The sequence below is a fragment of the Fusicatenibacter sp. genome, assembly GCF_977045365.1.
Map to the genome: position 1 here is coordinate 1 of NZ_CDRRUH010000004.1, position 25530 is coordinate 25530.

The following is a 25530-nucleotide window of genomic DNA, read 5'->3' on the forward strand; positions in this document are numbered from 1 at the left end:
CATCTTGCATCGCGAACCAGGTCGGTCATCGGTGCGAAGGTTACGTGAAGGCCGGAAACGGCTGCCTCTTTTGCAGCAACTGCCGCACACTTTTCGGAGAGCTCCGGCTCAAACGTTGCGCCCTGTCCCAGCGGAATCGGGAAAATGGTCTTGAAACCGTTGATGACATCCAGCATGAACAGCATCGGGATGTGATGCGGGTGCTGCTCCACGAAATCCTTCTGGATTTTCTTTAACGTCTCTGCACCCATGGAACCAAGGATCGAACCGGAAAGCGCTACATTTTCCGGCGTAAAGCCTTTATCCGCCATCGGTCCCATCGCTGTGATATCCATATCTTTGTTGAAAAATGCGCCCACTACCTGGCTCATCTGGTTTACTTTTTCTTCCAGCGTCATATCGGCCAGAAGCTCTTTTAATTTCTGCTCGGTCATTTTTTCTCCTCCATACCTTGTTTTGCTGTATCTTCTCCTTCAGAAACCCCTAAAATGTCAGAAAAATATCACTTTCCCATTATTTTTCTGAATCTTATACTGAAATTTTATCACATCTGATCCGAAAAAACATCTACTGATCCGACCTTTTTCTTTCACTATTCCGACCTGTTTGTTGCTGTTCCGCTATTGTTCACTAAAGCTTCTTCTGTATTCCAGCGGTGCGTACCCCGTATTGTCCTTGAACATCTTCGTAAAGTACGAGAAATTGCTGTACCCCACATACAGCGACACCGTATTGATCGGCAGCGTGCTCTGTGTCAGAAGCTTTTTTGCCTCCTCCACCCGCTTTTGGATGATATAATTGCTGATCGAAATACCCTTTTCTTTTTTAAAAATCCGGGACAGATAATCCGTATTCAAAAAGACAAGCTCCCCAAGCTCCTCCCTGTGAATCTCCTCCCGGTAATGTGCATCGATATAAGCGCATACCTGACTTGTAACAGAATCTGATTTGTTGATGTACTGTCTGTACTGAACTGCTTTCTGAACCAGTACCCCGGCATATTCCATCATCTCTTCTCTGCCATAAAGGGAATTCCGATGCAGATTTTCCATATCCGCATCTGCAAACAGTGCATACGCCTTGATTTCCCGTTCCGAAAGCCATGCATACACCACCTGGGTCAGATCGGTACGGAGGGCTACCAGAAACTCCCTGGTAATCATTCCTTCCCGCTCCGTCCGGTCAAGGTATTTCTGCAGCTGCTCCAGCAGCTCTTCCGGTTTTTCCTCCGAAAGCAGAGCTTTCCACACATCCAGCTCCTTATTTTCGTAGCTGGTCCGCGGAGCCTGAAATTTGGAGAGGAACAGCACCTCGTTCCGCACGGAAAGACTTCCCTCCCGCATTTTCTGAAGATTCCGGCTCTGCTTTTGCAGCCCCGGTACAGATTCCCACTGTCCGGCACCGCACCACAGCTCCGGATAAATTTTTTCATTCATCCACGCAACAAACTGCCGCAGAATTTCACAATCCCGCCCGCCGTCCTGCGGGAATGCTTTTTCCTTTGACTGTGTAACAATCCAGTAGATGCCCGGTTCCTGGTAAAAAACAGTATCTACCGCAATATCCGTTTCTTCATACAGTTCCGACAGCACATTTTCGATCACAAATTCCATGGTCGCGGTATCCCACATCTCCCGCTTACTGCTCTTTATTTCTGGTATCAGGCAAATCAGCCGGAAATAGTGGCCCGGTCCGTATGGCAGCTGGCGCTGTGCTGCCGTTTCGCAGAACTTCTCCTCGGAAAAGCCGTCTTTCAGCACATTTTTCCAGATATCCTGCTGCAGAATCTTCCTGTTCTGGTTCCACTTGATGCTTTCCTGCCTGAGATCCTGTATTTTCTTTTCTTTCGCAGCGGATTCCGCCGCACGCTGTACGGCCTCCTTCAGCTTGTCAAAATCGATGGGCTTTAGCAGATAATCGACACTGTTCAGCTGAATCGCTCTTCTGGCATAGTCAAACTCCGCATAGCTTGTCAGGAATATGACCTGGACCTTCAGCTCCTCTTTTCTGACCCACTCCACAAAGTCGAATCCCGTTCCGCCCGGCATCACGATATCGCTGATCACGATATCAATGTCCACCATTCCCATGATGTTCTTCGCCTGCTGTACGGAAAACGCGGTATACACCTCGTTCACCCCGGTCTCTGTAAGATCGAGGTTTCTTTTGATACTTTCAATCACGTACTCTTCATCATCCACGAGCAATAGTTTCATGTTCTTCTCCCCCTGTCCTGTATGGAATATGGATATCTACAATCGCTCCGCCGAGCGGACTGTTATCGAAATGAATCTCTCCGGAATCGCCATAATAATAGCGGAATCGTTTCAGGCAGTTTTCAATCCCGATATGCTTTCCATGCTCGGAAATATCTTCCCCTGCTTTCAGCCTTTGCAGCGTCTCCTCCGGAAAGCCGTTTCCGGTGTCCGAAATATAAATGTTGACATACTTTTCGTCTCCGCGATCCTCCGGGTAAACCGTCACGGAAATCAGCGGAACCGTCTCCAGCGTCAGGGCATGTTTTGCCGCATTCTCTACAAACACCTGAATCAGGAACGGGAAGATTACTGCGTTTTCCACCTCTTCATGGACCTCAAAATAATAGGTGAATTTTTCCGGATAGCGCAGCAGCAGAATTTTGAGGTAATTTTCACAGTGGTTCGTCTCCGCCGTTACCGGCACCATCTCGCTTGTATTGCGGAAAATATACGCAAGATAGTCGGACGTAATGCGGCTCATCGACTTGGCATGGTCGTACTGACCGAAGTCGATCATGCTGTAGATAAAGTTCAGACAGTTCATGTAAAAATGCGGACGGATCTGGATTTTCAGGTAGTCCATCTCGATTTTCTGTTTTTCCAGCTCCTGCTCATACAGCGTGATCTTCAGCCGGCGGATCTGGTGGATCATATTTCGGAATTTATCGTCAATCTGCTCCAGTTCTACCAGATTTCCTTCCGACATCTGATAGGTGAGGTCCCCATTGTCATATTTCTGAAGATTTTCCGTAAACATACCGACCGGCTTCAGGATTTTTGTTTCCAGGTGGAACAACAGCACGGAACCGGCAAGCACCATCAGAAAAGCAACGCCAAGAAGGGCAAACACACTTCCCGTCATCAGATTTAAGACTCCCGTCCAGGAGATTTTAATCCGGATTTCAAACGGCGCCTGCGAAAGCTCCTGCCGGAAGGTGTAATTGTCGGTATTAATTTTCGAATTGTCCGTTACAATTCCTTTTTCCGTCAGTGTTCCGATGCTTTTTCCGTTCTGGTCAACGAGACTGACATAGCCGCTCTTTCCGAGAGACAGTTCGGAGAACGGTTCCAGAATTGTCTTCAGATTGACGTAGCAGCCGAGTCCGACGCCCTGACTCTGCGCTACCTTGAGCATATAAACATCGTCTCCCTGGCACATCACGGTCCATTTTTTCTTAACTGCATACGTCTGCTGCGACAGGCTTTTGATCCTGCGCTTCAGCGCTTCCTGCAAATAGGGATCAACGGCGTAAAGCCCGTCGGAGGAAATGCTCAGCTGATATAAGCTGTCATCCTTCTTCGTATAGAGAAAAACATTGTAATCCGTTCCAAAATCCCACGCTGCAGATACATAGTTCCTTCGCAGCTGCGTAATGACATATTCCTCATACTGATCCTTCTCCATCAGATCCATATATTTCCAGAAAGCAGAATCCGGGTTGGAGCTGTCCATTACAGTCGAGAACAGGTTTCGGCTGATTCGAAAAAAACGGTTGTCCAGCTCATCCGTATACAGCTTTGAAATCTCTTCCAGCTGCTCATATACCTGCCGCTGCGTCCGGTTCAGAATAAGCACGCTCCCAGCCAGAAAAAGCAGCAGCATACTCAGCAGGCAGATCAAAAGATAACGCCCCTGCTGCGCCAGTGTTGTTTTTTTCGTCTGTTTTGAAATACGCATGAAGTTTCCTCCTTTTTCTGTTCCGGTACACTCGAAATTTTTCCGTGTTTGATTTTACGAACTGATCTTTTTTTCTGAATATAATACAGCAGAAAAACAGTACACCTCATGTTTCCATGAGTCTGTACTGTTTTTCTGATTTATGTCGGAAACACCGAAATGTTTCTCTTTTTTATTCCTGCATGGAAAATCATCCCTTTACCGCGCCAAGTGTGATACCTTCTGCGAAGTATTTCTGAAGGAACGGATAGATGATAAACAGCGGCAGCATGGCGATAAATGCGATTGCCATACGGATCGAGGTTGTCGGCAGCTTTGCCACCTCCGCACCGATGTTTCCGGTTACTTTTCCGCTTGACAGATACTGAATATCGGTGATCATCTGGTTCAGCAGGTTCTGGATACTGTAAAGCTTCTGGCCGTCATTTCCTGATAAATAGTATAAACCATTTGTCCAGTCATTCCAATAGCCAAGTGCAGAAAACAGTCCCATGGTTACCAGAATCGGTTTTCCAAGCGGCAGTGTGATGCTGGTGAAAATTTTCATGTGTCCGGCGCCATCGATCTTGGCAGCCTCGAACAACGCGTCCGGGATACTGGTGTTAAAGTAGCTTCGGATCATCAGCACGTTGTTTGCGCTTAACAGGAAGCCCGGAACAATCAATGCCCAGATCGTGTTTTTGATGTGAAGATAATTTACATACATCAAGTAGGTCGGCACCAGTCCGCCATTGAACAGCATCGTGAAGAATACGAAAAAGGTAATTGCTCTGCGGTACGGCAGCTTTTTAATCGAAAGCGGATATGCCAACAGAGAGGACATCGCAAGATTTGCAGCGGTACCAACGATCGTTACAAAAATGGTAATTCCGTATGCTCTCAGGATTTTCTCGCCCTGACGGATGATATAGGAGTAAGCATAGAAGCTGAATTTCTCCGGGAAGAAGGAATATCCGTTGCGGATCAGCGTATTTTCATCGGTCAGCGAGGAAATAAATACGAGTATAAACGGCAGCACAATGGATAACGTAATCAGAATGAGTACTACATTAATCCAGAACTGGAAACGTTTTGCTTTTTTTGAATTTGTCATACTTCCATCCTCCTAGAATAATGCCTGGTCTTTGTCTACTTTGCGGACAATCCAGTTACTCAACATTACGACACAGAAGCCTACCAGAGACTGGTATACACCGGCTGCAGATGACATACTGATATTTCCCTGCTCAATCAGGGCACGGTATACATAGGTATCGATAACGTTTGTGGTCGGGAACAGAACACCGGAGTTCATTGGTACCTGATAGAACAGACCGAAATCGGAATAGAAAATTCTTCCGATGCTGAGAAGCAGCAGGGTAATGATGGTCGGAACGAGGCTCGGCAGTGTGATTTTTGTGATCTCCTGCCATTTGCTTGCGCCGTCCAGTCTGGCGGCCTCATAGAAGGAAGGATCGATACCGATCAGGGATGCGATATAAATCAGGCATCCGTATCCTACACCCTTCCAGCAGTTCGCGATGATCAGGATCGCCGGCCAGTATTTCGGTTTCTGGTACCACTGAATCGGGTCAATATGGAAGAACGGAAGGATCGAGTTGTTGACAAGACCATTTTCCGCACTCAGCAGTGCATATACGATGTAGCTCAAGATAACCATGGACATCAGGAACGGAAGAAGAATTGCACTCTGGTACACTTTTTTGAGCTTTGTGTTTCTTACCTCCGTAATCAGAATCGCAATGGCAATTCCGACTACCATGTTTACAAGAATAAATGCAACGTTATACAGCAGCGTGTTTCTTGTAATGATCCATGCATCCTTCGAGGAAAACAGGAACTTAAAATTGTCGAGTCCTGCCCACGGGCTTGCCCAGATACCTTTTGCAAAATTCAGTTTTTTAAACGCAATCACCATACCTGCCATCGGGATATAGTTGTTGATCAGCAGATACAGAAGTGCCGGAAGCATCATCAGATAAAGCGGCCAGTATTCCTTCAGCACGTTTTTCTTTTTTCCTTTTTTAACCTCTGCTTTTTTCATAAAGCGTGTCTCCTTTTATGAGGGCTGTTTTTTCAGGTTCTTTCACAGAGAAAGCTCCACATCTTTTCGGGTAAGAGTGGAGCTTTCGGTTACTGTATCACACCGGATTTTCTTTTGCCCCGGTCGTGTTCTTTTTACAAATTATGGTGCTTATTTCGCTGCAAGAAATGCATCCAGCTGCTCCTGCTTTGCAGCAATAACATCATTGATTCCCGCATCGTCCAGTGCCTCCAGGAACTGCGGAATCAATTCTTCCGGATCACCAGAACCGCTGTAAAGTGCTCCGCTGTACTGTTTTACAACGTTGGACAGAGCCGATACCTGATTGGTATATTCGCTGTTATCAAAGATAAATCCAAGTGCTTTCGACTCGATACCGGAATCATTAAACTCCTGCATTTTGTCCCAGAGCTGCGGGTCAGATCCGTTCCATTTGTATGCGATAAACTGGTTCGGAAGCTCCCATCCACAGTTAAAGCTGTAGCCTACGTTGTCTGCTGTTACGCCATCCGGGTAGTTGATGATTCCGTTTTCTTCATCTTCTACTACGTAGTCGGTTCCCTCTTCGCCCCAGTTCAGAAGGTTCATGACCTCCGGGCTGCCATAGATATAATCCAGAACCTGCATTGCTTTTTCCGGATTTTCGGAGTTCTGTGCTACAGAGAAGATAATTCCGCTGTAGGAGGAAGAGTTGATTATCGGTGCATCATAGAACGGTACGATTTCAAAATCATATCCGGTAGAACTCTGGAACTCAACCGGAGTACCTGGATGATAGGCGAAGAACAGGGAGAACAGGTTTCCTGCTTTGCATACGGTTCTCCAGTTTTCTGTGTTTGTTCCGGCATCCTTGCTGATATAGCCTTTCTGATACCAGTCATACAGCATCGTTGCGGTATCTTTGAACCAGTCGGTCGCAAAGAAGTTCTCTACGGTTGTGCTGTTGGTCTGATCCATCAGAACGCCCGTGTTGGCATCGCCAAGTGCATCACCACGGAACAGACGGGTCAGTGGGGTATCACCTTCGTTGATGGAATACAGCATTGTCATGTCAGGCTCGCCTGCCTGTACGGTCTCAAATACTTTCTCCATATCCTTCGGCTCTTTGATTTCATCGGTATTGATATTATACTTTTCTACCAGGTCTTTTCTCATGAAGATGGCTGGAATGCTGCCTCGTTCAATCTGGTTCGGAACGCCATAGACAAACCCATCAATCTGATTTGTTTTTGCAATATCCTCGCCATAGATATCTTTCAGGTTTGTGCCATATTTGTCAATCAGTTCAGACATATCCATGATCTGTCCGGAGTGCATATACTGTATGGCTGTTGTTGCATTTGTATACAGAAGATCGATTTTCTCATCGCCGGAAAGCATCAGCTGTAACTGCTGTGTTGCGCTTGCCCACGGAAGAACAACGATATCGAGCTTTGCGTTCAGCTCCGGCTCCAGAATCTCGTTGATTTTTTCTTCGATTCTCTCTTCATCCTGCTGCTGGCTGCCCTGCAGTACCATAGTTACAGTGTACGGCTCGCCTTTTTCCTCTGTCTTTGCTGTGCTTCCGGAAGCTGCGGAGGAACCGGAATCAGAACTGGATCCTGTGCTTCCGCATGCTGCCATGGAAAATGCCATAGTTGCTGCAAGAATGCCTGCTAACACTTTTTTCTTCATACTTTTTCTCCTTTTCACGTATCGTGTTGTGTGACCTTTGATGGTTGTATTATAGCAGGCTTTTGACTTGCAACTCTATAACTGATTTGACTTTGAAGTATCACTCTTCCGACCTTTGTGTCCTTTTTGTGTCTTTTTTCTGCTATTCCCATCCAACGAAAAAATGGCCCCTCCTCCACCTGTTTTGTGAAGGAAAAGCCATATTCTGTCAAAAGTCTTCCACCATCTTTGCCCCTTCTGCCTCATCGAGCTCGGTCACGGTTCCATTCATGACACGGTAGACTCTCTGGCAGAGGCCGAGAACGCTCGGACGGTGGGTCGTAACGATACAGGTTTTGTTGGGACGCTGACGGATGATGTTGCGAAGAACGTTTCGTTCCGTCGTAACGTCCAGTGCCGAGGTGGCTTCATCGAGAAGCAGCACCGGTGCATCGCGGAGGACGGCACGGGCGATGGCAAGCCGCTGGGACTGGCCTTCGGAGAAACCGCGGCCACGTTCCCCGACGCGGCTGTTGATGGTATCCGGCAGATGCTGGACGAAATCCCAGGCGCAGGAGATTTTGAGTGCTTCGATAATCTCCTCGTCGGTCGCATCCTCTTTTACCATGCGCATATTTTCGGCGATTGTGCCGGAAAGGATCGTATTTCCCTGCGGAACATACGCGAAGAGATGACGCGTTTCGGCGTTCATGGGAACCGTCTTTCCGTTTGAGGCAATGATCACGGTTTCCCCCTCCTGCGGGCGGATGAGGCCGAGAATCAGGCGGATCATCGTTGTTTTTCCCTCTCCGGACGGGCCAACCAGCGCTACGATCTCTCCTGGAGCGGCCTGAAACTCCGATCTGGTGATTACTTTGTTTCCTTCTATATAAGAAAATTCTACCCCGTGCATCTGTACCCGGAAGCCATCCTTGGCCAGCGGATCAAGCTCTGCACTCTCCGGGATATGGACTTCTTTTGGCAGCTCTACGAGCTCACGGATCCGGTGCGCCGAGACGGAGCTGTTGAGGAAGGACGGAATAATCGAAATCACGTTTCCAAACGCGCCGGAAAGGTTACTCCGCTGCTGCAGAAACAGCGTCATAGTTCCATAGGTAATGTCGTGCGTCCACAGACGGAACAGACAGTATCCGAATGCGGTAAACTCCACCGCGCTCCCGAGAATGGACATCACAATATTGGTTTTAATCGTAAACAGATTATATTTCAGACTGATGTCCTTGAAAAGTCCCTGCCACCAGCGCATCTTCTGGCTGTAATACGGTGCGATGCCAAACGACTTGATCGTATCAAAATTGTAGAACGCTTCTACCTCAAAGCTCATCAGATTACTGCTCATCTCGCGCACTTTTTTGCTGTATTCCCGCTGACGGCGGATCATGAACCGCGACATCAGAAGCAGGAACGGTGCGCTTAAAAAAGCAATCAGCGCCATGACCCAGTCATAATGCAGGATCACGAAAAAGGTGGCAATAAACCGATACACGGCAATGATAATGGTCGGGAGCCAGCTGATTGCGTTACCGCTGACCGTTCCAATGTCGCCGTTGAAGCGGTTGAGTACGTCACCGTTTGCGTATTTGCTGATTTCCAGCCAGTCCGCATCGACGATTTTATCAAAAATATCCGCCTGGATGTCGTTATTGATGGCGATACCAAGCTTCGTTGAAATGCGGTTGATGACACTCTCAAATCCAAGGCTGAACACGGTGCTTCCGATCATGATGCAAAGCAGCAGCGGGAGCTTCTGTATCTGATAGCCGGTGATGATATCGATCAGGTATTTTCCTGCCACACTGCCGACAAGTCCAAGCGAAGTGCTTAAGATACCGAGAATCGTGTAAAAAACGATCGCACCCTTATAGCGCGCGCTGTAGCCAAAAATCCATTTCCAGTCATCGATAATTTCCGAGAACGTTCCGTTTTTCCATCGCTCCGACAGGATGCGGAGAGACTCAAAGGAAGCGTCTTTACTTTTCTCTTTGGATTCTTCCTGCATGCGCGTCTCCTCTCTTTTTCCCGTCTGCGGTACGGATCATATCGTATTTTTTCAGCAGCTCGACACGTCCCTCACCCACTTCAATGCTCGATTTCTGTTCTTTGCCTCCCTGTCCCAGCCATTTCAGGATCCGCTGCACATATGCAGCCGGAAGCAGAAACGGATACCTCGCCGCATAGGGATACTTGTTTTTCATATAGGAAGCTTCCGGAACCAACGATTTCCAGATTCCCCCCGCCGTGTGTTTTTCCGCACCGGTCTCTGCCGCATACAGGGTAATGTTTGCGCTGTGGATCCGTCCCGCGCTCGATTTCCCGAACGAACCGGCATCGAGAATATCAATCAGAAGCGCTTCGGAATCCGGGCGAAGCTTCTTTGCGGCACGGACTGCCCCACTTGCTTCATAAGAAAAGCCCAGATACCGTTCGCCGATATCCAGCAGATTGATGCAGAAGCACGTCATGTGATACTCTTCGCACAGCTGCCAGAACATTTCCCAGTCTATTTTTCTTCCATATACACGAATCATCTGTACCATATCACAGATCTGACGGATCCCGACGCCGCCGTGAAGAAAGTGCTTGAAGCTGTGACAGAGAAGATAGAAAAGATGATGCGTTTCTTCTAAGGTAAAGATGCTCTGACCCTGCACTTCCACCCGGGATGGATGCGCAAAAACATCGGAAAATGCACGATTCAGATAACCATAGGCAGACGATTCCGTGCTGAACAGTCTGGTATGTATTTCATAGAAGGCTCCTGTTTTCGGATGAATGTAGCCCATCTCTTCCGGAACAGTACCGCCATTGGCACCATCTGGCATTGCGGCTTCTTTGTCCCGCACAAAGCCCTTCCGCATAAAACAGGTATCCACTGCCGCAAAATCCTTTGCCTGAATCAGCAGATCCTCATCCCCGGACGGGCGCAGATCCGGTTTCGGATAGAGACTTCTGCACACAATCCCTTTCATCACCAGCGGCTGCACGCCCAGCTGCTCCAGCTCCTTTTCATCCGTAAGAAACAGCGCGGTACGCGAAACCTGCTGCAAAATGCTCTGCATCGCCTGCGTTTTTACCTGTCTGCGAAGCTCATCCGGAAGCTCTGCAAATTCCGGTGTTTTGCCCACAACATCGTAGACCGCCGGCAGCAGCGAATGCTGTGCCGCGAGGACAAACAGATGATTCCATTGTTTCTCTGTCAGTGCTGTAAGTTCTTCCAATGCTGCTTTTTCTTCCGTCAAAAACGCACGAACCACCGCAAGGAATGCGGTTTCTGTTTCTGTAATCATGTTTTTTCCCTTTCGTTTTCCCTGTGTGCGGGTCTTTTCCCCTGTAAAAGGCGATAGATCCGGTTTCCCATCGGTCGAAGCGGAATCATGCGAATCCAGACCTTCTCAAAAAAGCCCCACCAGAAGCTTCCCGGCGCAAGCCTTTTTCCTTTTCGTTCCACCTGTGTCACCCGTGCAAAAATCTGCTCCCGCCGCACGTTATGTTCTATTTCTGTCTGTCCATCCCCGATCAGGTCGTAGCTTTCTCCATGAACACCACAGATCCGATGCACCACAAACTGTCCGCCCGGCCGCTCATAAAATACGATATCTCCCTTTCGCAGCTCCCGCTCCGGGGCACAAAAAAAAATGCTGTCCCGTCCGTGGATCAGAAACGGTGCCATGCTGCTCCCGGAAATCACCATCCGCACTTCTTTTCCCTGCTCTACCAGCTCTTTTAGCATTCCGACATAGGCGCGGGTGTCTACCAGCCTCATGCTTTTTTCTCCATTTTCCGCATCGCATTTTTTTGCAGGAAAGCCGCAGCTGCTGCTTCCTCGGACGAATCCCTCATAAGCTCCTGCTCCAGCGTTTTCACCGCATCCTCCGAAATGTCACATGCCAGATGATAGATTGGCACCTTTCCCACCAGACGCTCGAGAAGATCCAGGTTTTTCACCAGCCCCTCCCGATCCCAGCGGTTCATGGTAATCTGTCCGTACAGGCTTGTAAATGCCTCTGCCGGGCGAAGCCGCCATGCCTGGTTCAGCTTCGCCTGGCTCAGCATCACAATGCATCCGACTGGCAGTTTTTTGTTCTCGCAGACCTCCGACGTTCCGCAGACCGGCCAGCCGTTTGCTGTCCACGCTTTTCCGTCATATTCGAGCAGTGCCTTATCACCGTTTACGGTGCGGCTTCCCCGGTACTGCTCCCAGAGGCCCGCCTGCGTGGTTTTGCCCGTTCCCGATGGTGCAGAAAAGAGCATGGCCTTCCCCTGGTACTCCAGGTATGCACAGTGCAGAATCAGGCATGGACGCTCCGACAGGCGGCGTTCCAGTGCAAGAAGAGACAGAAATACAACCTCATATTTTGCAACTCCATCCAGATACCATCTGCCGACGAAAATCTCCGCACGATTTCGCGCAGTCTCACGGTAGAGCGCATAAGGACGCTCTTCTCCTTTCACACCGATCCGGCGGCTCTCCAATCCTTCTTTTGTATGAAACACCTGCAGATCGACCCGATCCACAATCAGCTCTCCCTCCGCTTCCGGCAATATATCGACAGCCGTAATGATATATGTATAATCCGCAGAATCCGTTTCCACCGAAAATTTTTCCATATCTGCCGGAAGTATCAGCTCTTCCGGAAACTTCAGCCGGAAGGAAAAACTCCCTGTCTGAAATGTTTTTTCCATCAAAAACTCCTCTTTCTCCCCATGATCTTCCCGTCTCTCCGCAGCGTATCACGATTCCTTTTTCCGCATTTATGATAACAAAAAAAAGAGACTCCGTCAATCTTCAGAGTCTCTTTTGTAATTAAATACGTAATTTTATTTTGACTGATCTGCAGCGTTTTATAGCCATGCCGGAAATACAGAATCTCCGCCGCACCGGTAATCGTCCACGAAAAGATATACAGCAGGTACAGTGACGTAATGGTATCTATACTATAGCATTCCCATCTTTTTCCAGTTTTTACTTGACTTTTCCTGGTTCTTCTTTTATAATCATTTTGTAATGATAAATGTAATTTATTTCTGCGAACATTCTACCTATTTTTCTTTCTTACTGCAGAAATACTTTCTGCCTGAAAAGGCACAGCATTTTGCAAGAGGGGAATTTGTGATGGAACCGATTGCTTCTCCGACCCGGTCGGATTTGTTACAAAAGATAAATGAAAAAAAATATCATGTCAATTCCGATTATCTGCTGCGTGAAATTGCAGGGGAATATGCGATTATTCCCGTTGGGACTGCCTGTCAGATTTCGAATGCAGTGATGGTTCCAAACGATACCGCCGCATTTCTCTGGAATGCTTTTCAGCAGCCACGTACCATTTCGGAAGTCGTTGCACAGGCGTTAGAGGAATATGAGGCTGCGGAAGATACGATTCAAAATTCTGCTTTAAATTTTGTGCATGATACTTTAAGGTATGCATTATTAGAGGAGGTTATATCGTTATGAAGAAAGAGTGGATGGAACCTGTTGTTGAGGTTCAGGAATTTGCTGCAAATGAATATGTGGCGGCCTGCGGGGATAGCGGGAAAGTTTATAAATTTGTCTGCGATGCCGGACAATACGGTCATAATTATAATGTTTATTATTATGATGGATCTGGGCAAAAAAAATATATCGCAAAAGAAGGCTCATGGGGAGACTGGGGCTCTCAAGCTCAATTTTCTGGATATCATCCTTGTAACAAGACTCATGAAGCGGAATCTGACAGTGGATTTATCAGTGGTTTTATAGATGACCAGTCTACCCGCGAGGAGGAAGCAACCCCCGTTGTCATCTGGACCGAAAATGGTACAAACGTTCATTGTACTACCAGATTAGACATCAATACTTGGGAAACCGCCAAATCCTGATTTTTCCACTAAATAATAACTTTTCAAACCACAGCAAAAGGATCGAACCCACTCGTTTCGATCCTTTACTATACCTATTAATAATTGGTTCATCAAACCACTTTTTTCGGAGGAATCTTTATGAACTACATGGACGACGCTTCCACCTTCGAGCGTTCTTTTCTCCAGAAAGCGCGCCAGCAGCACATTCCTATTACCGGCGCGCTTGAACTCCTGCCACTCTGCAATATGAACTGCGACATGTGTTATGTCCGTCTGTCCCGTTCAGAAATGGAATGTCAGGGACAACTCCGCACAGTTGATGAATGGATTCTGCTTGCACAGCAGATGCAAAAAGCCGGTACACTTTTTCTTCTTCTGACCGGCGGTGAACCACTTCTCTTTCCTGATTTCAAAACACTATATCTTGAGCTTCGAAACATGGGCATGATTCTTACTATCAACACCAATGGAACCCTGCTGGACGAATCCTGGGCTGATTTTTTTGCTGAGTACAGGCCGCGCCGCATTAACATCACGCTCTACGGTGCCGATGCCGCTTCCTATAACCGTCTCTGCCATTACCCTCAGGGCTTTGATCAGACCGTCCGCGCCATCCGTCTGCTCCGCGAACGAAACGTTGATGTCAAAATCAGCTGTAGCGTCACTAAAAAGAACGCACATGATTTTCCAAAAATCTTTGTTCTCGGAGAAAAGCTTGGAGTCCCCGTTCATGCCGATCACTATATGATGCCCGCCGTCCGGGAACGCTCCCTTCCTTTTGATGGTCAGGTCCGCCTGAACCCGGAAGACGCCGCTGCGCTTGCCCTGCAGACACTGAAACTGCAGCTGACCAGCGATATTTTCCGGCAGTACGTTCATGAATCCATCCACCGCGTCAACAATCCGTCTTTTCCACGGGGCAATGGTCATATCTCCTGTCTTGCCGGAAACTGCTCCTTCTTCATCAACTGGCAGGGCTTTCTTTTCCCCTGTGTGATGTTATCCGAAATCTCCGCACCTGTTTTTGATCTTGGATTTATTTCCGCCTGGGAAAAAGTTTCCGCCGCTGCACAGAAGATTTCCCTAAGTTCCCAATGCTGTCAATGCCGTTTGCAGCCGATATGCCGCACCTGCGTCGCAGCCGCGTTTTTAGAAACCAGTTCTTATCGGGGAATGCCTGGTTATCTCTGCCGCTATTCCGAGCATTATTATCACCTGCTGCTGGCAGAAGAAGCCTCTTTTTCCTCCATCGCCTTATAATCTTTACATATGCTGAAAACGCCGGACAGATTTTTCTCTGCCCGGCATTTTCTATCTTCATGTTTATGATTCAAGCAGCTGCAATACCGCATCCAGCATAACTGTCTCACCTTTTTCCAGTTTTACCGCTTGACGCATCTCGCCATACACAACTTCCCCTTCATACGCCTGATCCGCTGTAACCGCACACCGTGTCAGTTTTCCATTCTCCCACGCAAGTGCAATCGATGCATTTCCAACCAGACGCAGACCATTCACTTCACCGTGATCCCACGCCTTCGGCAGCGCCGGAAGGAGAATGATTTTGTGTTCTCTGCTCTGCACCAGCATCTGTGCGATGGCCGCAGTCACGCCGAAGTTTCCGTCGATCTGGAACGGCGGGTGGCGGTCAAACAGGTTGGCGTAGGTGGATTTTGTCAGCATCTGACAGATATTCTCCCACGCTTTCCCGCCATCCCACAGCTTCGCATAAAAGTTGATGATCCATGCCCGGCTCCAGCCCGTATGGCCGCCGCCATTGGCAAGGCGCACACGCAGTGTCTCTGCAGCCGCTGCGGCAAGCTCCGGTGTTCCATCCATCGTAATCTGATCGGACGGATACAGGCCATACAGCTGTGACACATGGCGGTGTCCCGGCTCTGCTTCTTTGTACTCTTCCATCCACTCCATAACTCTTCCTGTGGAATCAATGCGGATCGGCGGCAGTTTTTCGAGTGCCGCGTTGATCTCGTTCTGTAATTCCCGCACATCCGAAACATCTGGAATTTCTACAGCATCCACAGCGTCCCCGAGAAGCTCCGCCGCCTTTTTGCAGCCAGTGAACAGCTCGCGCAGAATCTCCATATCCATCGTCGCGCCCATACAGCAGCAGCCCTGCTCGCCGCTCGGCAGAATGTAGACGTTTTCCGGGGACAGCGACGGATTCGTCACAAGATAGCCGTCCTTCTCCTCCAGAAAATCCACGAAAAACAACGCCGCTTCCGCCATCACCGGGTAAGCCTGTTTCAAAAATTCCAGATCCTGCGTATAAGAATAATGCATCCACAGATGTGTGCAGAGCCATGCCGTTCCCATAACCCAGATCGTCGCCGGAATCCAGTTGTCCTGCGGTGCACAGTCTCCGTAAATGTCCGTGTTGTGGTGCGCCATAAAGCCGCGGCAGCCGTACATCCGCCGTGCAATGCTCCGGCCATGTTCCCGCATCCGTTCAATCAGGTCGAAAAGCGCCGTGTGGCACTCCGGCAGCGCGCAGACCTCTGCCGGCCAGTAGTTCATTTCTGTATTGATGTTGATCGTATATTTGCTGTCCCACGGTGCCATGAAATCCTTGTTCCAGATCCCCTGCAGCGTCGCCGGAAGATCGCCTGGGCGGCTGCACTCGATCAGCAGATACCGTCCGTAATCAAACAGCAGCTTCGCAAGTCCCTCATCCGTACCGCCGTGAATCATCTTCTGCAGACGCTCATCCGTCGGAAGTGCGGCATTTTCCTCTTTCTCCGGCAGGGATAATGCCACACGGCCGTAAAAACTGCGGTAGTCCTTTTCATGTTCCGCCAGCAGGTCCCCGTACTCCTGCGCTATCGCGCGCTCCAGCTTTTCGGTAATCTTCTCTGCCAGCACATCCTGCACACGCGGCTCCCATGCGGCAGCCTCTTCCTTCGCATAACGGAACGTACTGTCCGCGCCGAAGTACAGCACGGCCTCATCTGCCTCTTCGATCACCAGAGTATGACCCATGGTATACACACGGCCGCCCGTTGCTTTTGCCGACAGGCACATGGCAAATTCCAGGGCATTTTTTCCGAGGTTTCCGCTCAGATAAATCGTGTGATCGTTGACCTTTCCTGTACGGTCAAAATATTTTGCACGGTTCAGCATCACCTCAACCGACACTTTTCCCTTCGGTGCACGAAGATGCAGCACCATACAATCCGCCGGTCTGGAAATGAAGCAGGTTCGTTCAAATGCTTCTTTTTTTGCATTCTCATACTGCACACGGCAGACCGCGCGGTCCAGATCGAGTTCGCGGCGGTACGCGGTGCATTCCTCCTGTGATGGATCATTTAAATATTTCATCTCGATATCGCCAAGTGTCTGATAGCCTCTCTGTCCATCCGGTCCCGAGATGAACGCCAGACGGATCAGACGCTCTGCCTCCGAAATCCGTCCCTGCCGGACCAGTTCGCGCAGTTTCGGCAGATTTTCCCGCGCATCCGGGTTCAGGCGGTCTTCCCATCCGCCGTACCAGATCGTCTCCTCATTAACCTGGATCCGTTCCTCGCGCAGATTTCCAGCGATCATCGCACCAAGCCGTCCATTGCCGAGCGGCAGTGCTTCCTCCCACTCTGCGGCTGGTTTTGTATACCATAATGTACTCATATCCTGTCTCTCCATTCTGTCACCAAAAGAGGGAGGCAGACGATTCCACTTCCCTCTTCGTTTTTCAATTTCTATCTAATACTTAATACTCGACGTTCTCTTCATTTCCTTCTTTTCTGACTGTCAGAATCTCTGTCTCACGTCCTGTCAGCGCGCGGCTTCTTTCGCCCGGCTGCTGTCCGCCGATGGAGATTTCATACTCGCCCGGCCGTACGACACATCCGCCGTCCTCTGTGATAACAGCAAAATCTCTTGCATGCAGTGTCACGGAAACCTCTTTTTCTTCTCCTGCCTGCAGTTCCACGCACGCGATGCCTTTTAACTGGAAGCCTGGCTCACCCGGCTGTGCGTTTTTGTATTTCACATAAATCTCTACGCTCTCATGCAGCGGATATGCACTCTCATTCTTCACCTTCGTGCACACGGTCACATCGTCGAGCACCGCGCTCGTCTCCTGCTCCGTTTTTGCGCCGCTGTAGGAAATTGTTCCATACGTCAGTCCATATCCAAATGGATACAGAATATTTTTATCAGTATAGCGGTAGGTTCGTCCTGCCATGCTGTAATCGGTGAACTCCGGCAGATTTTCTGTTCCCTGATAGAAAGTCACCGGCAGTTTTCCGTTCGGTGCATAATCGCCGAACAGCGCCTCTGCCACGGCTTTTCCGCCGCGCGCACCCGGATACCAGCTGTCAAGAATAGCCGGTACATGCTCCTCTGCCCAGGACAGGTCGATGGCACTTCCTGCCGAAAGAACGAGGACAACCGGTTTTCCAACCGCTGTGATCGTCTCCAGCAGTTCCTCCTGTAAGCCCGGCAGATTGAGGCCCAGCTTATCGCCGCTCGCGTATTCGTTTCCGGCATCGCCTTCCTCGCCCTCAACAGTTGCATCAAGTCCAAGGCACAGAACGACAACGTCTGCGTGCTCAGCGGCAATGACAGCCTCTTTGAAACGGTCTTTGTCCTCGCCGAGTCCTTCGACTTTATTTTTATACAGATGGCAGCCCTCTGCGTATGTCACTCTCACATCATCACCGACATACTGCTGAATTCCTTCCAGCGGTGTGATGTATCTGGACGATGTTCCCTGATAGTTTCCAACCAGCGCTGCTCTCGAGTTCGCGTTCGGTCCGATCACGGCGATACTGCGGATCTTCTTCACATCGAGCGGCAGCATGTTGTTTTCATTTTTCAGCAGAACCATACTTCTTCTCGCTGCCTCGACGGACAGATCAACATGCTCCTTGCACTCGACCAGATCGTAGGACAGATCTTCGTACGGTGACGGATACTCTTTCATCATACCGAGTCGGATGCGGATTTCCATCAGGCGCTCAACTGCCGCGGTGATTGCCTCTTCGGATACCAGGCCATCCTCGTATGCTTTCGGCAGATGCAGGAAAGCAACGCCGCAGTTCAGGTCACAGCCGTTGTTGACGGCGCGCGCTGCGGACTCCTCTACATTTTTGGTCACTCTGTGGTGCTCATGGAAATCCATGATTGCCCAGCAGTCGGAGACAACATGGCCTTCAAAGCCGAACTCATCGCGCAGGATGTCCTTTAACAATGTCTTGCTTCCGCATGCCGGTTCACCGTTGACACGGTTATACGCGCCCATGACTGCCTCGACTTTTGCATCCTTGACACAGCGTTTGAAGGCATACAGATAGGTGTCATACAGATCATGTCTGCTGACTCTTGCGTCAAACTCATGGCGGATCGCCTCCGGGCCGCTGTGGACGGCGAAATGCTTGGCACACGCCGCTGCCTTCGGGTGATCCGGGTCCGGTCCCTGTAATCCGCGGATGTAGGCGCATCCGAGCTCACCGGTCAGATACGGGTCCTCACCATATGTCTCATGGCCGCGGCCCCATCTCGGATCACGGAAAATGTTGACGTTCGGTGCCCAGAAGGTCAGGCCTTTGTAGATGCCGCGGTCGCCTTTTCTCGAAAACTCGTTGAATTTTGCACGTCCCTCGGTAGAAACAACATCACCGATCTCCTGCAGCAGCTCTTTATCAAACGTTGCTGCAAGGCCAATAGCCTGCGGAAATACCGTTGCCACACCAGCTCTTGCCACGCCGTGCAGCGCTTCATTCCACCAGTTGTATGCCGGAATGCCAAGACGCTCGATCGCCGGTGACTGATAGACCATCTGGCTCATTTTTTCTTCCAGCGTCATCTGGGAAACCAGCTGTTTTGCATACTCTCTTGTCTCTTTACTCATAGATAAAATCCTCCCGAAATTTGTTGCCTCTATTGTATCGCCGCTTTTCCCGTTCGGCTAGTCAAGTATTGCTCTTTGCTTCTCATTTTATGCGATTTTTGCGAATGACACAGGGGAACATACGGGGAAATCGTGTATGCGTAACCATCCGATATACACGCAGAAACTCCCGGCAGAATTTCTCGTATAAGATCTTCCGTCGGGAGTTTCCCTTATCTATTCCTGTGAAATTTTATTTCTGATACTCTTCCTCGATATTTTTTACCGCACGGAGCTTGTTCGCGTATTCCAGCATCTCTTCTTTGGAATATTTCTGTTTCCGGCACCAGGTGAGGATTTCTTCTTTTACTTCCTCCGGCATCTTGTTGTTCATGCGCAGACAGTCACAGAAGGTTCTCTTCGGAGAATAATATTTGTAGGAACCAAACTCTGTCTTTTTCTCACAGATTTCGCCCGGGACATCGGCATTCTGGAAATAAAAACGTCTGATTTCAAAATTTTCCAGATCCATTTTTTTCCGGTCTGTCCGTGCTGTTGCAACTGCAATCGTAGCCGGCTCTTCTTTCAGCATTCCGGCAAGCCATGCGGCACTGTCCATGCAGATGACTGCGCGTGGGTTTACTTTCGCAATTTCGATATATTGATAGTCTTCCGGTTTTTCATAACCACAGTCCTTGCACCAGTACCAGCCGCGTGCAAATCGTTCCAGACTTCCTTCCTCTTCCATTTCTGCCAGCTGCAGTACGGTCACCTGATGATCTCTGAGGTCTGCGAAGCTCATATATCCATGATGTTCTTTAAATAACGTCGTGATCTTCTGGTATGTTTTAAAAAGCATATTTTCTTTCCCCTTTCAGGATGTGATACATCTTTTTTCATCTATAGGCGTTTGCACATATAATATTCCAATTTTCATGGAATGGCAAGCACTAATTTGCAAAAACCATGTTTTTCCTCTGTTTTTTTCTTATTAGCTGCTGCTAACATATTTCTCTTTTTATCACTTATAAGTATACCTTTTTTACCTGAAATATGCAACCTGCTGATCCGCTTTTTCTGTTCTCATACCAGCAGAAAAAGACCGGATTTTTTACTTCTCATCCGGTCTTTTTCTCTTTCATTCTATCTTTTAACGTTTACCGTAAAACCTTTTCACTCTGCCGCTTCCAGAATTTCTTTTAATGCTTTGATATAAAGTTTACACTCCTCCATCGTTCCCACGCTGACACGGCTCATCTCGAAGGCGCCGATGCGGATGCCCTTGTCCATCAGCTGCTCCTGGATCCATGCCGGATCTTTTCCGGTGTCAAAGTAGATGAAATTCGACTGGGACGGATAAACCTTGCATCCAAGCGCTGCCATCTCTTTTTCCAGATATTCTCTTCCCTCCACGATTTTGGCTTTCTGCGCCTGGTAATACTCCTGGTCTGCCAGGCCTGCCACTGCCGCTTTCTGTGCACAGACATTCAGGTTCCAGGAAGCGGAACATTTCCGCATGATTCCAATCAGCTCTTCGGAGCCCAGCGCATAGCCGACACGAAGGCCTGCCATCGCATAATATTTGGAAAAGGTGCGGAGAACCAGAATCGGTTTTTCCGGATGCGCTTTCATATAATCGACCATACTGCAGCAGTCCGGCTCGGTGGCAAATTCCATGTATGCCTCGTCCATCACCAGCAGAACGTCCTCCGGAAGGGTATCTGCAAATGCTTCCAGCTCCCCGATCGGCACATACGTTCCGGTCGGGTTATTCGGATTGCAGATCACCACGATTTTTGTTTTTTCACCGATTTTTTCTTTCATGGCAGGGAGATTAAATTTCTGCTCTTCGGTAACCGGTACGGAAACCGGCACACCGCCGTTTAAATATGCCATATCGGCAAATGCCCCGTAGGTCGGAGCGGAAAACAGCACTTCATCTCCCTCGTCCAGAAAGGTCAGTCCGATCATATCGATCATCGCACTCGATCCGGCGCCTGTCAGTACATTTTCTGCTTTTAATCCGTACTGCTCCGCTACCTTCTGTTTCAGCAGTACTGCTGCAAAATCAGGATAAAAATGGCTTCCCGCCATAGAGTCCTCCAGCGCCGCCACTGCCTTCGGTGACATTCCGTAATTATTTTCGTTTAATCCCATATGGATCAGTTTTGAGGTGTCCTTCGCAAATGCTTTCTGACGTTTGCTCGGCGGCATGCTCTGTAATGCGTGGCTGATGATTTTATTTACTTCCATATCCATTTCCTCCTGTTTTCGCGGCTTCTATTGTTTTTTTCCGGAAAATTACCGTTTTACGGCTCCCCTCGAAACAGCTGCTAAGCCATCTGCGGAGCCTTCCCGTTTTCCGATTTTTTGCTTAAGACTCAGAAGAGCTGTCTCCTAATACCAGATATTTGGTACGGATCATGTTTCTGGACGGGTCAATCTTAAAGTTTGTGATATCGGTGCTTACCAAATAAATATTGGAAGAATTCAGTACCGGTACGCCGAAGCAGTAGTCGTTTACCAGTACGCTCTCAGCCTGGTGCAGCAGCTCAAATCTGGCGGTCGGATCGCTTTCCTCATTCGACTGTGCCATCAGTTCGTCATACTCCGGGCAATTGGTCTTGTTATCGTTGTAGCTGTCGTTGGAACGGTACATGGAAAGGAAGGTGAACGGATCGGTAAAGTCTGCGGTCCATCTCATGCGGGCAATCTGGAAATCACCGGATCTTCTCTCTGCCACCTGTACCTGCTGCTCTTCTGCCTGAAGCTCTACTTCCACTCCGAGGTTCGTTTTCCACTGTGCCTGCAGGGCCTGTGCCATATCGCTGTCAAGCTGGAGGCTCGGGTATTTGTAGGTGATGGCCGGGAAGCCTTCTCCATCCGGGTAACCGGCCTCTGCCAGAAGCTCTTTTGCCTTGTCCGGATCAAAGCCGATCGGATCTTCTTCTACTTCTTCTGCCCAGTCCTTGCCGCTTGCAGAAGATTTCAGATGTTTTGCTACGAAGAAATCACTTGCCTCATAAGAGGAACCGCACGCGGAAGCTACCTCATCGCGGTTGACCGCCATGGAGAATGCCTGGCGGACGCGGACATCATCAAACGGAGCTTCATTTACATTAAATAATACATAGTAGCTTGTCATGGCCGGAGAAGTAATCAGCTCATCGCTGTCTTTATACTCATCCATAACAGTATAATCTGCTGAGATAAAGTTCAGCTCACCGGATTTATACGCATTGATGATAGACTGTGTATCGTCCATAACCATTTTTTTGATCGTATCGGTTTTGATCCGGTCTGCCTGAACGTAATTTTCATTTTTCTTATAAACGCTGTACTGGTTCGGTACATACTCTGCGAGGTAGTACGGTCCGCAGCTTACCAGCGCATCCATGTCATTTCCCATTGCCCAGTCGCCGTTGGTCTCGGTCTGAAGCTCACGGTGCGTCGGCATGTAAACCGGAAGTACAAAGAGCTGTTCGAAGTAAGCGCATGGCTCCTTTAAGTTGAACACGATGGTCTTGTCATCGCTGGTGTCTACGCCAAGGCCGCTCTCATCGCCGGTTCCGTTGTACATTTCCTCGGCTCCCGCAATCGGGTAAAGCATTGAGGAATAACCACTCTTGCAGTTCGGATCCAGTGCGCGGACAATGGTGTTTTTGAAATCGGCGCTTGTCACATCGTCTCCGTTGCTCCATTTTGCATCGCTGCGGAGGTGTACGGTGTACTGTGTCATATCATCATTGACATCAACGCTTTCTGCCAGAATGTAATCCCAGGAACCGTCCTCTTTCATTTCCATGATCGGCGCCATACACACATCATCGTAGGACCACCACCACAGAGAGCTTTCTCCTGCACTGTCCAAAGATCCGGACTCTGTATTCATCGTTGTCACAATCATATCGGAAGTACTGCCGCTTTTTCCTCCTCCGGAAGAGCTGCTGCTTCCTCCGCTGCTTCCGCATCCGGCAAGGGATCCTGCCAGAAGAACAGCCGCTGCCACTGTCGCTGTTGCTTTCCATAATTTTTTCATAATGTTCTCCTCCTTTTGCTGCTGATGCTTGTCTGAAACACAGCTACGGTCTTTGGAACCTCTGTTCCGGAACCTGCCGCACCTGAATGGTTCTATTTTGCTCCGGCCAGCAACGGTTCGATTGCCAGACCCTCCCTCTGTCTCAAATACCGCGGGGAATATAAGAAGCAAGCCACTTTCCTGCCCTCAACATCATACGTTGCCGGGCGGGCCTGGCTGCATTCTTCCATAGCGTAGGGACATCTCGTGTGGAACGGGCATCCTTTCGGCGGATGGATCGGACTCGGAATTTCGCCTTCCAGCAGGATTCGTTTTCTGCTTCTTGCGGTCTTCGGGTCCGGAATCGGCTCTGCGGAAAGCAGTGCCTTCGAATATGGGTGAAGCGGACGGCGGTAAACATCATTGGATTCTCCGATTTCTACCATGTGTCCCAGATACATGACACCAATCCGGTGGCTGATATGCTTTACCATGCCAAGATCGTGTGCGATAAAGAGATAGCTGATGCCCTCTTTTTTCTGAATATCCTCCAAAAGGTTGATGACCTGTGCCTGGATGGAAACGTCGAGCGCCGAAATCGGTTCGTCGCAGACGATAAAGTCGGGTTCGAGTGCCAGCGTTCTCGCAATTCCGATTCGCTGTCTCTGGCCGCCGGAAAACTCATGCGGATATCTCCGGATGTGGTCCGGTTTCAATCCAACCGTTTCCAGCAGCTCCTGCACACGTTCTTTTCGCTTTTTTTCATCGTACATGTGATGGATTACCATCGGCTCCTCAATAATCTCACCGACGGTAAAACGGGGATTTAAGGATGCATACGGATCCTGGAAAATCATCTGCAGCTTCTGCCGGTAGGGAAGCATCTTTTTCCGGGAAAGCTTGGAGATATCTTCTCCCTCGAAAACGATTTCGCCCTTTGTCGGCTCATAAATCCGTAAAATCGTGCGGCCAAGTGTACTTTTTCCACAGCCGGATTCTCCGACCAGTCCGAAGGTTTCCCCCTTTTTTACCTCGAAGGAAATACCATCTACGGCGATGACCTTCTGTGCTCCCTTCATTCCTCTGTTCACATCAAAGTATTTACACAGATTTTTTACTTCCAGTACATTTTCACTCATTGGCAGCCGCCTCCTCCCCGGAAACTGTGATCTTTGTTTCATCCATACATTCCAGCCAGCATCTGCAGCAGTGCGTCTCGCTGTAGGTTGTCACCGGAGAAGCCTGTACCTCACAGATCTTCATGGTGTAAGGACAGCGGCTCATAAATGCGCAGCCCTTCGGGAGTTTTAAGAGATCCGGCGGTGTTCCCGGAATCGGAACGAGCGGTTCGTCGTTATCCTTTGCCGAATTGTTGATACTGTTCAGAAGACCTTTCGTGTACGGATGATGCGGTTCGTAGAAAATCTCATCGACGGTTCCCTCTTCTACGATCTGGCCGGCGTACATAATGGCAATCCGGTCACACATAGAAGCGACAACGCCGAGGTCGTGGGTAATCATAATAACGGAGGTTCCTTTTTCCTTCGTCAGCTTTTTCAAAAGCTCCAGGATCTGTGCCTGTACGGTTACATCCAGTGCGGTTGTCGGCTCATCTGCGATAATCAGCTTCGGATCACATGCCAGCGCCGTCGCAATGATGATTCTCTGCCGCATACCACCGGAAAATTCAAATGGATACTGATCGAGCCGTTTTTCCGGACTTGGAATTCCGACCTGCCGCATCAGCTCAATGGCTTTCGCTTCCGCCTCTTTTTTGGAACAATTCTGATGCTTTCGAATTCCCTCTGTCATCTGAATTCCGATTTTCAGGATCGGATTCAGAAATGTCATCGGATCCTGGAAAATCATGCCGATGCGGTTTCCGCGGATCTGCTGCATTTTCTTTTCATAAGCCCGTTTTTCTTTCCGGTCCTTCGTGTGCGGCGGAGAAATGTTTTCTCCGTCGAAGAGGATTTCTCCTTCTTCTACCCTGCCGTTCGATGCCAGAAGACCCATCAGGGTCAGCATACCGACACTTTTTCCGGAACCGGACTCGCCGACAATACCGAGTACCTCGCCCTCTTCCAGATGGTAGGAAACGTCGCGTACTGCACTGACGGTTCCCTGCTGCGTTTCAAATTTTGTTGTGAGATGGCTGATTTCGAGTAAACTCAT

General features: G+C 49.1%; 20 protein-coding genes. 3 read left to right on the forward strand and 17 right to left on the reverse strand.

The features are described from left to right. From ACY2VW_RS01865 to ACY2VW_RS01910, 10 genes are all read right to left on the reverse strand, one after another. Window positions 1-434 (reverse strand): glycoside hydrolase family 3 N-terminal domain-containing protein (locus ACY2VW_RS01865; RefSeq protein WP_461876786.1); only part of this gene is annotated, 434 nt, incomplete at its 3' end. A 186-nt stretch (window positions 435-620) separates the two neighbouring features. Beyond that, on the reverse strand, window positions 621-2216 hold the full coding sequence (locus ACY2VW_RS01870; protein ID WP_461876787.1) for a response regulator transcription factor: 1596 nt from the start codon (window positions 2214-2216) through the stop codon (window positions 621-623). Further along, window positions 2194-3936 carry a cache domain-containing sensor histidine kinase gene (locus ACY2VW_RS01875; RefSeq protein WP_461876788.1) on the reverse strand — a complete coding sequence of 581 codons (1743 nt, stop codon included), beginning with the start codon at window positions 3934-3936 and terminating at the stop codon, window positions 2194-2196. The genes ACY2VW_RS01870 and ACY2VW_RS01875 overlap by 23 nt, the downstream gene beginning before the upstream one ends. Window positions 3937-4126: 190 nt before the next feature. Beyond that, window positions 4127-5029 carry a carbohydrate ABC transporter permease gene (locus tag ACY2VW_RS01880; protein WP_461876790.1) on the reverse strand — a complete coding sequence of 301 codons (903 nt, stop codon included), beginning with the start codon at window positions 5027-5029 and terminating at the stop codon, window positions 4127-4129. Between the two features lie 12 nt (window positions 5030-5041). Continuing rightward, the gene (locus ACY2VW_RS01885) at window positions 5042-5980 is read right to left on the reverse strand and encodes an ABC transporter permease (protein ID WP_461876791.1); all 939 of its coding nucleotides are present in this window, start codon (window positions 5978-5980) and stop codon (window positions 5042-5044) included. A 150-nt stretch (window positions 5981-6130) separates the two neighbouring features. Continuing rightward, entirely contained in the window at window positions 6131-7654 is a 1524-nt protein-coding gene (locus tag ACY2VW_RS01890) for an ABC transporter substrate-binding protein (RefSeq protein ID WP_461876792.1), read from the reverse strand. Between the two features lie 208 nt (window positions 7655-7862). Continuing rightward, window positions 7863-9653, reverse strand: coding sequence for an ABC transporter ATP-binding protein (locus ACY2VW_RS01895; RefSeq protein ID WP_195997485.1), 1791 nt, complete (start codon window positions 9651-9653; stop codon window positions 7863-7865). After that, entirely contained in the window at window positions 9625-10941 is a 1317-nt protein-coding gene (locus tag ACY2VW_RS01900) for a nucleotidyltransferase domain-containing protein (RefSeq protein ID WP_461876793.1), read from the reverse strand. Before ACY2VW_RS01900 ends, ACY2VW_RS01895 begins: the two co-directional genes overlap by 29 nt. Beyond that, the gene (locus tag ACY2VW_RS01905; protein WP_173827109.1) at window positions 10938-11417 is read right to left on the reverse strand and encodes a S24/S26 family peptidase; all 480 of its coding nucleotides are present in this window, start codon (window positions 11415-11417) and stop codon (window positions 10938-10940) included. Before ACY2VW_RS01905 ends, ACY2VW_RS01900 begins: the two co-directional genes overlap by 4 nt. Continuing rightward, a complete protein-coding gene (locus tag ACY2VW_RS01910; protein WP_461876795.1) occupies window positions 11414-12337 on the reverse strand; it encodes a hypothetical protein in 924 nt (307 codons plus the stop codon). Before ACY2VW_RS01910 ends, ACY2VW_RS01905 begins: the two co-directional genes overlap by 4 nt. Window positions 12338-12767: 430 nt before the next feature. On the opposite strand from ACY2VW_RS01910, the gene ACY2VW_RS01915 reads away from it, so the two are divergent. The 3 genes from ACY2VW_RS01915 (at window position 12768) to ACY2VW_RS01925 (ending at window position 14752) form a co-directional block, all read left to right on the forward strand. Next, window positions 12768-13106 (forward strand): PqqD family protein, encoded by a 339-nt coding sequence (locus tag ACY2VW_RS01915; protein ID WP_118659990.1) that lies wholly within the window; start codon window positions 12768-12770, stop codon window positions 13104-13106. Further along, window positions 13103-13510, forward strand: a complete 408-nt coding sequence (locus ACY2VW_RS01920) for a hypothetical protein (RefSeq protein WP_461876796.1) — start codon at window positions 13103-13105, stop codon at window positions 13508-13510. The genes ACY2VW_RS01915 and ACY2VW_RS01920 overlap by 4 nt, the downstream gene beginning before the upstream one ends. 120 nt (window positions 13511-13630) lie before the next feature. Beyond that, window positions 13631-14752 (forward strand): radical SAM protein, encoded by a 1122-nt coding sequence (locus ACY2VW_RS01925; RefSeq protein ID WP_461876797.1) that lies wholly within the window; start codon window positions 13631-13633, stop codon window positions 14750-14752. Window positions 14753-14815: 63 nt separating this feature from the next. Here the strand turns inward: ACY2VW_RS01925 and ACY2VW_RS01930 are convergent, their stop codons facing one another. From ACY2VW_RS01930 to ACY2VW_RS01960, 7 genes are all read right to left on the reverse strand, one after another. Then, on the reverse strand, window positions 14816-17131 hold the full coding sequence (locus ACY2VW_RS01930) for a glycoside hydrolase family 95 protein (RefSeq protein ID WP_461876798.1): 2316 nt from the start codon (window positions 17129-17131) through the stop codon (window positions 14816-14818). A gap of 82 nt (window positions 17132-17213) precedes the next feature. Next, a complete protein-coding gene (locus tag ACY2VW_RS01935) occupies window positions 17214-19391 on the reverse strand; it encodes a glycoside hydrolase family 3 C-terminal domain-containing protein (protein ID WP_461876823.1) in 2178 nt (725 codons plus the stop codon). 199 nt (window positions 19392-19590) lie between these two features. Next, complete coding sequence (locus tag ACY2VW_RS01940; protein WP_461876799.1) at window positions 19591-20196, reverse strand: type IV toxin-antitoxin system AbiEi family antitoxin domain-containing protein; 606 nt, start codon at window positions 20194-20196, stop codon at window positions 19591-19593. A 314-nt stretch (window positions 20197-20510) separates the two neighbouring features. Then, window positions 20511-21590: a histidinol-phosphate transaminase gene (gene hisC, locus ACY2VW_RS01945; RefSeq protein WP_461876800.1), complete on the reverse strand. Its 1080-nt coding sequence runs from the start codon at window positions 21588-21590 to the stop codon at window positions 20511-20513. Between the two features lie 121 nt (window positions 21591-21711). Continuing rightward, on the reverse strand, window positions 21712-23376 hold the full coding sequence (locus ACY2VW_RS01950) for a peptide ABC transporter substrate-binding protein (protein WP_461876801.1): 1665 nt from the start codon (window positions 23374-23376) through the stop codon (window positions 21712-21714). Window positions 23377-23468: 92 nt separating this feature from the next. Next, window positions 23469-24494, reverse strand: a complete 1026-nt coding sequence (locus tag ACY2VW_RS01955) for an ABC transporter ATP-binding protein (protein ID WP_461876802.1) — start codon at window positions 24492-24494, stop codon at window positions 23469-23471. Then, window positions 24487-25530 carry an ABC transporter ATP-binding protein gene (locus ACY2VW_RS01960; RefSeq protein ID WP_117761474.1) on the reverse strand — a complete coding sequence of 348 codons (1044 nt, stop codon included), beginning with the start codon at window positions 25528-25530 and terminating at the stop codon, window positions 24487-24489. The genes ACY2VW_RS01955 and ACY2VW_RS01960 overlap by 8 nt, the downstream gene beginning before the upstream one ends.